Annotated in this window: 9 protein-coding genes and 1 riboswitch; of the genes, 1 reads left to right on the top strand and 8 read right to left on the bottom strand. The window is 45.9% G+C overall.

Annotated features, from left to right (window positions below):
• Positions 1-8: 8 nt before the first annotated feature.
• The 7 genes from ACO0KW_RS03600 to ACO0KW_RS03570 form a co-directional block, all read right to left on the bottom strand.
• Positions 9-1,334 carry a cobyrinate a,c-diamide synthase gene (locus ACO0KW_RS03600; RefSeq protein ID WP_423050719.1) on the bottom strand — a complete coding sequence of 442 codons (1,326 nt, stop codon included), beginning with the start codon at positions 1,332-1,334 and terminating at the stop codon, positions 9-11.
• Positions 1,335-1,470: 136 nt separating this feature from the next.
• On the bottom strand, positions 1,471-2,289 hold the full coding sequence (locus ACO0KW_RS03595; RefSeq protein WP_423050717.1) for an ABC transporter ATP-binding protein: 819 nt from the start codon (positions 2,287-2,289) through the stop codon (positions 1,471-1,473).
• The gene (locus ACO0KW_RS03590) at positions 2,289-3,260 is read right to left on the bottom strand and encodes a FecCD family ABC transporter permease (protein WP_423051953.1); all 972 of its coding nucleotides are present in this window, start codon (positions 3,258-3,260) and stop codon (positions 2,289-2,291) included. Before ACO0KW_RS03590 ends, ACO0KW_RS03595 begins: the two co-directional genes overlap by 1 nt.
• A gap of 151 nt (positions 3,261-3,411) precedes the next feature.
• Positions 3,412-5,262: a TonB-dependent receptor domain-containing protein gene (locus ACO0KW_RS03585; protein ID WP_423050715.1), complete on the bottom strand. Its 1,851-nt coding sequence runs from the start codon at positions 5,260-5,262 to the stop codon at positions 3,412-3,414.
• Positions 5,263-5,489: 227 nt separating this feature from the next.
• A riboswitch (cobalamin riboswitch) is annotated at positions 5,490-5,718 on the bottom strand.
• 95 nt (positions 5,719-5,813) lie between these two features.
• Positions 5,814-6,176, bottom strand: a complete 363-nt coding sequence (locus ACO0KW_RS03580) for a PilZ domain-containing protein (RefSeq protein ID WP_423050713.1) — start codon at positions 6,174-6,176, stop codon at positions 5,814-5,816.
• A gap of 145 nt (positions 6,177-6,321) precedes the next feature.
• On the bottom strand, positions 6,322-8,007 hold the full coding sequence (locus tag ACO0KW_RS03575; protein ID WP_423050711.1) for a hypothetical protein: 1,686 nt from the start codon (positions 8,005-8,007) through the stop codon (positions 6,322-6,324).
• Complete coding sequence (locus tag ACO0KW_RS03570; RefSeq protein ID WP_423050709.1) at positions 8,004-8,873, bottom strand: ABC transporter ATP-binding protein; 870 nt, start codon at positions 8,871-8,873, stop codon at positions 8,004-8,006. Before ACO0KW_RS03570 ends, ACO0KW_RS03575 begins: the two co-directional genes overlap by 4 nt.
• 581 nt (positions 8,874-9,454) lie before the next feature.
• On the opposite strand from ACO0KW_RS03570, the gene ACO0KW_RS03565 reads away from it, so the two are divergent.
• Complete coding sequence (locus tag ACO0KW_RS03565) at positions 9,455-11,815, top strand: ATP-binding protein (RefSeq protein ID WP_423050707.1); 2,361 nt, start codon at positions 9,455-9,457, stop codon at positions 11,813-11,815.
• A 110-nt stretch (positions 11,816-11,925) separates the two neighbouring features.
• Here the strand turns inward: ACO0KW_RS03565 and thrC are convergent, their stop codons facing one another.
• Entirely contained in the window at positions 11,926-13,398 is a 1,473-nt protein-coding gene (gene thrC, locus ACO0KW_RS03560) for a threonine synthase (protein ID WP_423050705.1), read from the bottom strand.
• Between the last annotated feature and the right edge of the window lie 232 nt (positions 13,399-13,630).

Genomic DNA, 13,630 nt, shown 5'->3' with positions numbered 1-13,630 from the left:
GTATTAGTTCAGTCGTGTGTTGAATTTTGTGTTGCGGTTAAAAACAAATTCGCGCTCGCGACGTAATTCGAAGGAAAGTAGGCATGAAAGTAAGTCGCTTGCAAACTACCCAAACAATAAATCGCTTCGCCTTGATCCTGTGTCTTTTGTCTGCTGGTATGCGCTGCGGGGGTCAGTGGACAAGCAAAAGTGGAATAGTGAAAAGTATGACCGCGCAATTCACCCTCTGACGAGTGCCAGCTTTGCATCCCTAGAGCGGCTAAGCGCTTTTGCAACGTAATCGTACCGCTGAGGATGCCAGCCATTTTCCACGACTCGCCATGTTGATCGATCAGCTCATCGACAAGGCTGATCATACCACCGCACTCTGCATACATCGGTTTCTGCGCGGTCAAGAATGCCTGTAAAGATGCTTGCCAGTTTTTCGCCTCACCCAATTGTTGGGCGTGCAATTCAGGATATCCACCAGGCAGATAAACCGCATCGGCATCGGCTGGAATCGACTGATCAGCGACCGGCGAAAAATAGATAATTCGCGCGCCCATATCTTTTAATGCTTGTATATTTGCGGGGTATAAAAAAGCAAAAGCGGCATCCTTAGCAATCGCGATACATCGCCCTTCTAATAAACGCGGAACAATTGGCATCGTCAGATCTTCATCGGAAAACTCAACCCCGGCGATTGCATTCCAGGCAGGTACATCAATGGTGACGCTCGCGGCTAATTGATTCAAAATTGTATCAAGATCGGCCACTTCATCTGGCAGCACTAAGCCCAAATGTCGTTCCGGCAAAGCCTGTTCTTGCCGCGCCAAACTGCCTAATAGTGGGATGTCGCGCAAGGCGCTCTGTATCATACTCAAATGTCCAGCAGTGGCGACCCGATTGGCGACTACTCCCGCTAATCGCACTGGCCCAAAATCACGCAGTCCAAGCACAATTGCACCCACAGTTTGTGCCATAGATGACGCGTCTATCACAGCCAACACCGGAACCCCAAAGGCATTCGCCAAATCAGCGGAAGATGGCGTGCCATCATATAAGCCCATCACGCCTTCAATCAAAACCACATCACTTTGGAGTGCCGCTTCCGCTAATAAAGCGCGGCACGCGGGCAATCCCAACAACCACAAATCCAGCGATAAGACTGGGCTACCGCAAGCTTGTTGCAGCATCATTGGATCTATGAAATCAGCGCCGGTTTTAAATACACGAACCTTTTTACCTGCTTGGGTAAAGTGACGGGCTAAAGCCGCGGTGACCGTGGTTTTACCCTGCCCTGAAGCAATCGCTGAAATCATCACAATGGGTGCTGAGGTAGGTTGCTTTGACATCTAAACATCTCCTGCGTGCTGACCAAGATTGAGATCAATTAAGCACGCGTACTGATTGACAAAAATGGGGAAACTACCTGAACTTAGGCAAAGGCTACGATAATTATTGCAGAGAGCACGACCGCTGCCGAAGCAACTAAGATGATGCCACCTTCGTACTTGGCAAGAACAGCACCTGCTCGTCATGTACAAAGCGTTCAATGGGATGAGCGAGGCAAAGACTTAGATTATCGACAGTCATCACGTGCTCTTTGTCGCCACATAAATAAGAACCATCAGGCATCATCAATAAAGCGTGACTTGCGATGCCATATGACAAATTTAGATCATGGCTAACCATGATGACCGCTTTTTGTTTTTGGGCGCATTCACCGGCCAGCAATTGCATCACACTCACCTGATGACTAAGGTCGAGTGCATTCGCGGGTTCATCTAATAACAGCAAGCTTGCATCCTGAGCGAGTAAGGCGGCGATCGCCACGCGTTGGCGTTCACCGCCAGAAAGGCTACGCACATCGCGCTGCGCAAATTCTGCGACATCTAACAAACGCAAAGCATCCAAAGCGATTTCGTGATCTTGTTTGGACTCCCAAAAATGGGTGTCATGGTAAGGGTGGCGTGCACTCAGCACCGTTTCTATCACCCGATAGGCAAAGGCGTCTACCCGAGATTGCGATAAATAAGCTCGTTGTCGCGCCAGTTCTTCTAAAGTCCACCCATTCAGATCCCGACCATGCAATTGAATTGTTCCTGCATCAGTCTCACGCAATCGCGCTAAGCTGCGTAGCAGTGTACTTTTGCCAGCACCATTGCGACCAATCACGCACCAGCATTCTCCACTCTGAACTTGCCAATTCAAATCACTGATCAACGTCTTATTGTCGCCTCTTGTGCCGGCACCGGAACCCACACTTAAGCTAACATTCTGGGTTGTCAATATCGCTTTCGTCGTCATCAATTTCTCCGCAATTGGTGTAATTGAATCAGGAAAACAGGAACACCGATCAAAGCAGTAATCACGCCAACCGGCAACTGCTGCGGCGCGACCACGGTGCGCGCAAGGGCATCAGCACAAACTAAGAAACATCCACCAGCTAGGCTAGCAACGGGGATTAATAAACGATGATCAGGCCCTAACGCAAAGCGGCAAGCATGCGGAATAATGAGACCGACAAATCCAATACTACCAGCGGCGCTAACCGCACTTGCGGTCAACAAGGCCGCACTGACAAATAAGAGTTGTCGCAAGCGACCGATATTAATCCCCAAGGTACTGGCATTATCTGCATGCATTGCCGCGACATTGATTGCCCGGGCATTCTTCATCATGAAAACTAAGACGACAATCAAAATGATCCACGATAAATAACGCGGCTGCGTATTTGATAAATCACCGATCATCCAGAACACCATGCCACGCAAACTGGTATCAGGCGCAATCGATAATAATAAGGTGACCACAGCACCACAACCAGCGGCAACGATCACACCCGTCAACAGCAAAAGTGGCGCACTACCTTCTGAGCTGCCAGAGCCACGCAGATCTCGATAGGCCAACAAAAATAATAATGCTGCGACAGAAAGCGCGCCTCCAAATGCGGCGATATCGACCATGACTCCAGCACCAAAAAATAAAATCGTCGCAAGTGCGCCAACCGAAGCACCACCCGACAAACCCAACACATACGGATCGGCTAAAGGGTTGCGCAATAAGGCTTGCATCAATACGCCAGATAAAGCCAGCGTCGCGCCAGTAACAAAACCAGAGATCGCACGAGACAAGCGCAAATCAAGCACACTAGTAGCCAGCGTTGTATTTTGCCCATGCAGCAGTTCAATCAGGGCTTGCTGCAATTCACTCAAAGATAAGGGAACGGAACCGATTAAGCTAGCGAATATCAAACTCAACAAGGCGAGCACACTCATTCCCAGAATCAGGGAAAATGCGCGTTTTTGCGAGTTAATGATCACGATAAAATTCCTTCAAACCACTTCTTGGTTTATAAGAATCGATATTTTTCTCTGAGAATAATATCGATTCCCGCCCTACTGGTTCAAGCCTTCATAAGGCTGCAACTTACTTGTAGCCGTAACTCAATCCAACATAGACATTCGAACCTGGCGTACGATAATTTTTCGCCAATTCATAATCTTTATCGGCAATGTTATTCCAACGAGCCAATAAGGACCAATCTGAAGCAATCTTATACGTAGCCACCAAATTAACAATGCCATAACCAGCTAAGCGATTACGATTCGCTGCGTCATCAAAACGCGCGTCAGATAAAATCGTTTCTATGCCAAAAGTCAAATCATCGATACGATAGTCCACACCAAAACTCGCATGCTGTTTAGCACGACGTGCCAGACGTTTACCAGTGGTGTCGTCTTTAGGATCTTGAATGTCGAGGGTCGCACGTAGGTTCCAGACACCCAAACGCGTTGCTGCACCCATCGTCACACCAGACAAAGTCGCCTTATTTACGTTGTAAGCACAGCCATAGCGGTGTGTTGATAATTCAACCGGACAAGGATTCGTGCTGACCAATAAGTCAGTGATCTTATTTTGATAGTAAACCGCGCTCAACTGCACAAGGCTGTCATCAAAGAACACACCGATTTCTGAGTTCTTTCCTAACTCAGGTTTATTCGATGCGACGCCAAAGCCAGGGTAATACAATTCATTGAAGGTCGGCGCGCGGAAACTAGTGCCATAACTTGCATTGACACGCAAAACATCATTCAATTTATAACCGTAAGCGAGGCTACCAGTGCTATGTTTTCCGTATTGAGAACTATCATCGAGACGGGCACTCACACTCGCCAAATGCGCGTCTTGTTTCATCACATACGCGACTGCATAGGATTGTGTATCACGCTTACCGCCGAGACCTGATGTATTCGTTCGTACGTCTTCTTCGCGATCTTCAACCACAAATTGCAAAACATCTTTTCCAAAACTCACATCGTTCTGCCAAGTCCAGCCACGTTGTGCAGTATCTGCATTTCCCTTGCCATACGACGCGTCGGTAAAAACACGATCGGTATTACGTGAGAACTGCAAACTGGAGTTCCAGTTTGGTGACAACTTCGCTTTCGCAAATGTCGCGACATTATCAAACTTCTGCTGACCACGATCACGGTAAGATGGGCCTGCATCAAAATCCACATCCAGCGTACTTTGTACAAAATTCACACCAACGGTCAATTCTGACATCAGCTTCCAGGACAAATTTCCGTTGAAACTTTTTTGCGTATATCCATCTTTATCGGCATTGTAAGTATAGGGACCTGCGCCTGGCTTGGAAGCGGAAAAGCCATCACTACTCTCTTTGGCGGTATTCAAACTATACTGAAAATCATTCGCAGAAGAGCCGAAAACGCCCGCTTCGAATTTACGCAAATGATTACTGCCCATTCCGAAGTTCAAACTAGTGCGTGATTGCGGACCAGATTTTTTGGTAAATAACTGAATTACGCCACCCATCGCATCCGCACCATACAAGCTAGATAGCGGGCCATACACTATTTCTATGCGTTCAATTTGCGACAAGGGAATGCTGCTCCAAGTTGCACCACCGGTAGTCGAAGAACCGATTCGCACACCATCAACAAACACCACGCTTTGAGCATTCGCCGCGCCACGAATAAATACGGAAGAAACAGAACCAGCACCACCGGTCCGAGAGATTTCAATACCGCGTTGTTGTTGCAGCAGGTCGACGATGCTAGTCGCACCGGACTTCAAAATTTGTTCGGCGGTAATGATGACGTTATCTGCCAACACGTCTTTTGCAAGCTGTGCTTGGCGGGTTGCAGTGATCAGTACTTGTTCTTGAGAATTTGTCGTTTGTGCGGATACTGGTGTAGAAAAACAGGCGGCAATCGCCAAGCCCAAGCTAAAAGGTTTGAAATGTTGAATCATCATAAAATCACGTTGATAGTTATCCGCAGGCCATCATTTCAGATCTGCGGACAGCAAGTCGCAAGTCACCATCATCCCCGTCAGGTGCTTGAATACAAAATATGAGGCGAATAGAAATGCAAAGGCTAGTCAAAAATTTCTGACCCACCATTACTGAAATTACTAATTCACTGAGTTAGTTTTAGAGAAAACCAGCGCAAGAAAAATCATCACAGAACATCCCCGTTCGTAATACTTCACTTATCTTGGCCGGTATCCGGGCTGACAAACATCACCATCACACCTTCCCATGCAGCAAGCACAGTGGTAATGAAGGATGGCTGGCCTAATCATCACTAAAGCAAAATTAGACGTTTGTACACCGTTGCGGGGGCAGCACATTTATGCATTTAGCATCATGTTTCCCGTTTAACCGCCAACATGATTATGTCGGCGAGCACCAAAACGCGAGCATTTTAGCCTTTAACCGCATTCAGGACAAGCTGCGTCTGAGCCGAGGCAAAAATAGACCGGCAATTTCCTGTCCCTCATCAATTCGGTTGAATTACTTGTTTTTAGTTTTCTTTAGGAGGATCGAATTTTTTCGAGAGCGATACCCAGGCATTAATTAAGTCACGATGTAAGTCCGCGATCTCCAGTATGCGCACCCCAACTCGGAAAAAGTTTCCGCTCAAGATCGCGTGAGAAACCACCACCTTGCAAGGAACTTTGTAAGGAATCATTGATTCTTGATCGATATGAGGAATTTCCAACATCAATTGATATTCTTTATCAATAGTCAAAACCTGCTCACTCATGATAAGTATGCCTGTTTCCGAGATATTAAAGACGCGGATAGGAAAAACCTTGCCCTCACCCAGTTTGATGAGCCCGCGCCATGTGACATTGATTCTAGGACTTCTACGTAGTTCGATCATGAAGGCTCTACAAGTGGCGAATGGCAATTGCAGCGAATATTCGCAAGAATGGCCAAACTCAAGAAAAGTATCGAGAGAATATTGATATTAGACAATATATTACGATACTTTACGCCAATTGTTGCTATTAAAATGTCACAGTCAATTAGGAATTTTTCCAACGCGTGTAGAGAAAGCCTATAAAAATGGCCGCAACTGCAATTTCTAATTGCATGATTACTTGAACACCAGTCGCCACAGCATTGAAGCCAAAAATATCCAACATAGGCGCTTTACTAGCTTGGGTAGCGACATATAAAGTGAACAGGTATAAGGACATAAACGTTTTTGACGTTCTGGATGTTTTTCCCAAGCAGGTGGCTAAAGCACTCATACTAAAAATGCCAATCGCCAAAACTAGAGCCATGAATGGGTTCGCGAAGCTCAAGCGAAACAAAATAACGCCGACAAAGAGAAATCCCAAAACCATAGTCGCGCTCAAGTGTCTAAAATAACGGCGTTGCGCACCACCATTCACCGCCGCAGTCATGCCCTCGATCGCGGCCTGAAAATCACGTGTACTCACGTCACTCGCTAAGATACCCCAGAATGCCACCGCAAATACTGTCAATCCGGGCAATGAGTGAAGTGACACCAATGCGCCCAACCCAGTCACGACAACCAGCACCAAAATCGCAAATGGTGCATTCACAAAAGTGAGAGCCACATCTGCTAACACTTGTCCGAAAAAATTCGCAAATCGCGCCGACCAGACAAACAAGACTTGCGCCTGCTTTGCGAATGGTCGTGACCAACCATTGAGAATTTCCAACGGTGAACGACGCTTGCGTGCGTGTGCTTGTTTGACTTTATCTGGTGAAAATCGATGAAATAATGGAATTGCTGGAAGCAACAAACATAGTGCCAAAGCGGCTGAACCGATACGCATCAGCGCCATCTGCAGTGACCACATCACCACTGGCAACGTAATTGGCGTCACTTGTGGATCAAATGTGCTGGCCCCCAAAGAAAAGTGATTTGTCATCAAATGGGTCTTCAGCGTGAAAATAGTCGTCACCAGACCGCTAAAATCTAAAAATAGCCAAGGGGATATCGCCCCCGCGCTCAATTGCTCAATTTTGGAAATAATCGATATTTGCATGACCCATGCAATAAAATACAAGAAGTCACCTGCTTTTCCCATTAGAACAGGCACACTATCAAATAAGATCGCAGCACCGACCGCAAACACAATCATTGGCCCTAGCACCAATAAATAGGTTTGCAAATAAACCCATAACTGTATCGGACCATCACCACGGATCGCATGCAAGACGATGATCGAACTCATTGCCACCAGGACCAAAGCAAGCATATAGACAGTCCCACCTAACCAGCGGCTAAACAGAAATAAACTATTACTGACAGAAGTGGATGCGATCACACTTCCTATGCCACTGCGCAAGTCCTCCACAATCCGGCCGCGCACGAGATAAAAACCTATCAAAGCCAATAAGAAGCTCAATAAACTAGCGCTTCCCATAGCCAGTGCGGAGCTTGTGTACAGCACCCGCGCATTGTTAATCGCCATCATGCTAGATCCCGTTTGGGGATCAACTATCATTGCCCAACTAATCGCAATCATCGCCATCACGGCAAATAAGGTACTGAGCCTGCGCATACGCAATCTAACTTCATTCAAACATAGCACACGAATTAAATGCCACGTGTGGCGCCATCCCAAATTCGCAGAAACGGGCACATGAATCCTCGCAGATTTGGCCTGTGCGGAATCTGCCTGCAAACCTGAACTCAAGGAAGAATTCGTAGAAAAAGGGGTACCAGACATCATGCCACCTCTTGCAAGGAGTAACGCTGCGCCATCAAAGCATCTTCCAAACTAGGGATAACCAACTGTGCGTCAGGATGTGGTTTATTGAGGTGGGCAATTCGCAGCGACATGTATTCCCCCTGTCGCTGTGCTTGCAAGACTTGGAACTTCTGACGCATGATTTCGGCTTCGGCATTCGCTACCTGGACCGTCCAGATTTGCCCATGTGCTTTAGCAATCATCGCCTCCGGCGTTTCAAACCCAATCAACTTTCCGGCGCGCATAATTGCTAACTCGCTGGCGACACTTTCAACATCAGAGACAATATGGGTCGACATAATCACCAATTTCTCAGTCCCTAAATCTGACAGCAAATTTCGAAAACGTAAGCGCTCTTCCGGGTCTAAGCCAGCCGTTGGCTCATCCACTACCAAGATATCCGGATCATTGAGTAAGGCTTGCGCAATCCCTAAACGGCGGCGCATACCACCCGAAAATGAGGCAGCAGAACGATGCGCATGTTCTGTCAAGTTAACTAGCTCGAGCAGATAACGTATGCGTTCTGGATCGCGTACTCCTTTCAGTGCGGCAAAATATTGCATAAATTCGAGCGCACTCAAATTAGGGTACACGCCAAAATCTTGCGGCAAAAATCCCAGTCGCGTACGAATCGCGTCTGGCGCGTTAACGATATTCACGCCTTGAAAAATAATTTCTCCACTGGTCGGTTTGGTAAGGGTTGCGATCATTTGCATTAGCGTGGTTTTCCCTGCGCCATTGTGTCCAATTAAACCCAAAACACCACGCTGCAAGCTCAAGCTAACATCATCCACAGCAGTCACAGTTTTACCGAATTTTTTACTGACATTGCGTATCTCTAACATCATGCATCTCCTCTTTCTTGTAGGATTCAATGGCGAATTAGCATCGCATCTGAATGTAATTTGAAGCGAGTTCAGAAGAAATAAATCGCGGGGGATAAATCCAATTCGAACCTGATGAACGCAGAGTAATTGAGGTCGGAGAAGCTGACCCATGGTTTGAGACAAACAGCACAAAAACTGGCATAGCCTGTCAAAATTCATACATTAATTCTACGAAACAATTTTGTTTATCTAAATTCTCTCGGCTTGAATTTCAAGTTATGCGTCATCCCAAGAGGATGTATGGCCGCCAATCTGAATGGGGAAGCAGACATGTGAGACGTGCGACAAGAATGACCGATTCTTCAATCACAAAAATTTTACAAAACAGTAATCAAAAAAACACCTACGGATAGACTTTGCAAAAGAATGTTATCGAGTGTTATCTCGCCGCAACAATTGACGAGAGAAGTAGTGCAAAATCGAGACTATCCCTAACGAATATGTTTGAATCTAAGAAACTTCTCTATTTACTTCCAATGAAGACACCCTCGCTCCGGTTTTTTGAACACGAATCACGTGGACGTCGCTGGCTCGGGCGAATATTGCCAATAGTTGTCTTTGTCGGCACGGGTTGCGCGACCGAACTGATCTTATTCGAAGAAGATCGACGTCAAGAAAGCATTGCACGTGAGAACATGATGAGCAATGCGGGTGAGTTACGCGCGATTATAGAATCCGAATTGAACGCGACTATCCACTTGGCCTCTGGCTTAGTTTCTTTCATCAAGTCGAAGAACGGAGAATATAAAATAAATGAAATCGAACCTTGGTTACTCGACCTACAAGCATCCGAGCCTAGTATACGCAATATTACTTTAGCACCGGGGAATCGCATTCAAACCGTCGTACCGCGGCAAGGTAACGAATCAGCACTCGGACTTTACTATCCAGATAATCCACAACAATGGCCGGCGATTAGGAAAATCATTCAAAGTGAGCATCCGGCGTTGGCAGGACCTTTCGAATTAAGACAAGGCGGATTAGGTTTAGCCTATCGCGTCCCTGTTTTTCTTGCGGATGAGAGTTATTGGGGAATGATCAGTACCGTATTAAATGCAAAACAAGTATTTGCGCTGGCGGAGCAAAGAGCGCAGCAACTAAAAATTGATTTCGCAATTATCGACCTTGAGAGTCTGAGCAAATCGCAAGCAATTTATGGCAAAGAAGATCTTCTAGTAAACTCGACAAAGCAGATCACTTCGAAGTTAAAGCTAAATATTTCTGGACGCAACATAGAACTTCTTGCGTCAACTAGTCACTTGAGTTCAGATTTCATTTACACCCAGTCGCAACGTCTTGCAGGTTGGTTGATTGCCTTATTATTGGGCTTTCTCATCGCGAAAACTTTGCAATCCTATCGTAGACAGACGCGCGCCTATTTTGCCCTCAATGAAAGTCAACAGCGCTTCTTACGCGCCTTCAATACTGCGCCGCAGGGAATGGCACTGGTCGATGTTGATGGAAATTGGATTAGCGTAAATCCTATGTTGTGCAATATTCTGGGCTACGAAGAATACGAACTATTACAAAAGCCAATTACCGACCTATCTTCTCAATTGGCAGCGCCTAAGCTCCATCAACAATGGATAGCACAAGGAAAGAATAGCTTACAATTTGAACTAAGTTTACGTCATCGCGATGGCAGAGCAGTAAGTTGCTTGCTCAGTCTGGCTCTCATTGAATACGAAAAATTAGAGAAGACTTATTGGATCTTTCAAGTCATCGACATCAGCCGCAGGGTCACAGCAGAAAGCCAATTGCTGGCGAGCGCAGAATATACCCAGACGATCTTGAATAAAGTTGCGGAAGGGATCGTCAGCACTAGTTTAAATGGCGCTATTCGATCGATTAATCCCGCGGCAATGGCGCTATGGAAATTACCAGAAGCGGCGTATCTACAAACTAATTTTTTTAACTTACTTTGCGGTGAAAACAATCCCGTACTGCTGGCGGATATCGAGCACTTCATTCAGTCGCCTCAAATAATGGATGCCGTCCAAGAAATCGAACGCAATTCTTTCTATACCAGGGAAAGCACTATCACGGACTTCCACGGCAACCAGTTACACCTAGAATTTAGTATCTCATCGACCCAGCAAAAAGAAGGCCCCGAGCTAATCATCGTGCTCCGTGATATTACCGAACGAAAACACTTAGAAATCATGCAGAGTGAATTCGTTTCCATCGTGAGCCATGAACTCAGGACACCCTTAACATCTATTATTGGCTCGCTAAAGCTCATCGAAGGCGGTATTTTTGGAAACTTGCCAGAATCACTCGCCCGTATGATTCATATAGCATTGCAAAACGGACAGCAATTGGCGCTGATTATCAATGACATTTTAGATATGGATAAATTGGTTGGCGGCAAAATGGAATTTAACACACAAAATTTCGCTATCAATCAACTTATTGCAGAAAGCATCGACAACAATCAAAGTTTTGCACATGAATACCAGGTGCAATTCAAGTTCATGCCTTTGACGCAGGACAGCATGGTCAATGCCGACCCTTTGCGGGTAGGACAAATAATGTCCAATCTTTTATCCAACGCCGCAAAATTTTCCCATCCAAATAGCAAAGTCGAAATCAATATTTTAAAAGAGCTTAGGCATGTCAAAGTCTTGGTAAAAGATGTCGGGGAAGGCATCCCCGAACAATATCAAGATCGCCTATTCAAAAAATTTTCGCAGGTCGATGGTAGCAGTACTCGCAAAAAAGGCGGCACGGGTTTGGGCCTTTCAATTTGCAGACAAATGGTCGAACGTATGCAGGGAGAAATTGGCTTTGAGTCGACCGAAGGAGTAGGATCGACGTTTTACTTCACCTTACCGATTGCGGGCACAACGACAGATCTGGTTGAAAATAGCAGCATGTCTGATAACAAATCTGATAACAAATAACGAGATGATTGGTGTCACAAGCATATAAAAAAGGCGGCCACAAAAACTGTGCCGCCTTACGTATTCACCAACGAGTAAGCGAGTTCGTCAACAAACCAATTATTCGCCGATCACAAGCCAGTATGTTGCGCGATATATGCTTTCATCTTGATCACATCTATACTCATCACTTCAAAGCGCTGTGACAAACTTTCAATGTTTTCAAATCCCGCTGGCCGCTCGGCATCGCGACCTAAAGCTTCTTGTATAGTCTCATTAAATTTCGCTGGCAATGCGGTTTCTAACACGATCATCGTGACATTTGCTTGCAAGTGTTCTCGTGCTACCTTGATGCCATCTGCGGTATGCGTATCGACTGTAATACCGTATTCTTGCTCGACCTGACGTATCGTCTGCAATCGATCTGCATGCACCGATTTCCCTGAAACAAATCCAAATTGTGCTACCTTTTTAAATTCATCGCCATCACTGCCTGGCTTGCCTGATAAATCAAAGCCGCCTTCGGTTTCAACCTTTTTGAACAACGCGGCAACCCGAGCAGTGTCGCCGTCGAGTAAGTCATACACAAAACGCTCGAAGTTGGACGCTTTAGAAATATCCATAGAAGGACTAGTCGTATGATACGTCTCAGCCGACTTACGCACGCGATAAACACCGGTTCGGAAAAACTCATCAAGCACATCATTTTCATTGGTCGCCACGACCAATTGCGCGATAGGCAGTCCCATCATGCGGGCAATATGGCCTGCGCAGATATTGCCAAAGTTACCCGATGGTACCGTGAAAGACACTTGTTGCTCATTGCTGGTAGTCGCGGCCAAATATCCACGGAAATAATAGACAACCTGTGCCACTACTCGCGCCCAGTTAATCGAATTAACGGTACCAATCTTTTGGCGGCTCTTAAATTCCAAATCATTGGAGACCGCTTTCACCATATCCTGGCAATCATCAAACACACCATCGACGGCGATATTAAAAATATTGGCATCTTGCAAGCTAAACATTTGCGCGGTTTGAAATGCACTCATTTTTTTATGTGGCGACAGCATAAAGACGCGGATACCTTGTTTCCCACGCATCGCGTATTCAGCCGCACTGCCGGTGTCTCCAGAAGTCGCGCCAAAAATATTCAATTCCGCCTTATTTTTTGCCAAAGCATATTCGAATAAATTGCCGAGCAATTGCATCGCCATATCTTTAAATGCCAAAGTCGGGCCATTAGACAATGCCTGCAACACTAACTTGGTGCCATCCTTTTCTTGCAAAGTTCGCAGTGGCGTAATCGCCTGAGCAGATTCATCGCTACGCACATTTTTGTACACTTCTGCTGTGTATGTTTTGGAGGTGATCGCTTTTAAGTCTGCTTCTGGAATATCCGTTGCAAATTTTCGTAAAACTTCAAACGCCAATTCAGCGTAACTCAAGGAGCGCCATGCATTGAGCTCATCAGCTGTTACTTGCGGATTAGATTTCGGCAGATATAAGCCCCCATCAGGTGCCAAACCGCCTAGTAAAATTTCAGAAAATGAAACAGAGGAATCAGAAGATGCTGCGTAACCGCGGGTGGACAGGTATTGCATGATTGAGAATAAGGATAAAAGTAAGCAAAGAAGAGGTTCGGCTTAATTATATCTTGCATTGCAGCAGGAAATTCGGAAGGAAGCGATTTTCCATAAAAGAATTGGCAAATTTTCCATGGAGAGCGATTGAGTGTGTGCAAAGTCTTAATGAAGTGACATATAAAACGAAAACTTTCATCAACTCCGAGGCAAATTACGCAAAAAATCTTACAAAATCGCATACTGTAGCAAA

Origin of the sequence: Undibacterium sp. Ji22W, assembly GCF_049340305.1 — a bacterium.
Lineage (GTDB): Bacteria > Pseudomonadota > Gammaproteobacteria > Burkholderiales > Burkholderiaceae_D > Undibacterium.
Note: the sequence above shows the minus strand (reverse complement) of the source record. Positions and strands in the feature narration are given on the sequence as shown.

Excerpts from the sequence above, each read along its gene's own strand:
- ACO0KW_RS03600 (WP_423050719.1), bottom strand. The coding sequence starts at position 1,334 with ATGTCAAAGCAACCTACCTCAGCACCCATTGTGATGATTTCAGCGATT.
- ACO0KW_RS03595 (WP_423050717.1), bottom strand. The coding sequence starts at position 2,289 with ATGACGACGAAAGCGATATTGACAACCCAGAATGTTAGCTTAAGTGTG.
- ACO0KW_RS03590 (WP_423051953.1), bottom strand. The coding sequence starts at position 3,260 with ATGAGTGTGCTCGCCTTGTTGAGTTTGATATTCGCTAGCTTAATCGGT.
- ACO0KW_RS03585 (WP_423050715.1), bottom strand. The coding sequence starts at position 5,262 with ATGATGATTCAACATTTCAAACCTTTTAGCTTGGGCTTGGCGATTGCC.
- ACO0KW_RS03580 (WP_423050713.1), bottom strand. The coding sequence starts at position 6,176 with ATGATCGAACTACGTAGAAGTCCTAGAATCAATGTCACATGGCGCGGG.
- ACO0KW_RS03575 (WP_423050711.1), bottom strand. The coding sequence starts at position 8,007 with ATGATGTCTGGTACCCCTTTTTCTACGAATTCTTCCTTGAGTTCAGGT.
- ACO0KW_RS03570 (WP_423050709.1), bottom strand. The coding sequence starts at position 8,873 with ATGATGTTAGAGATACGCAATGTCAGTAAAAAATTCGGTAAAACTGTG.
- thrC (WP_423050705.1), bottom strand. The coding sequence starts at position 13,398 with ATGCAATACCTGTCCACCCGCGGTTACGCAGCATCTTCTGATTCCTCT.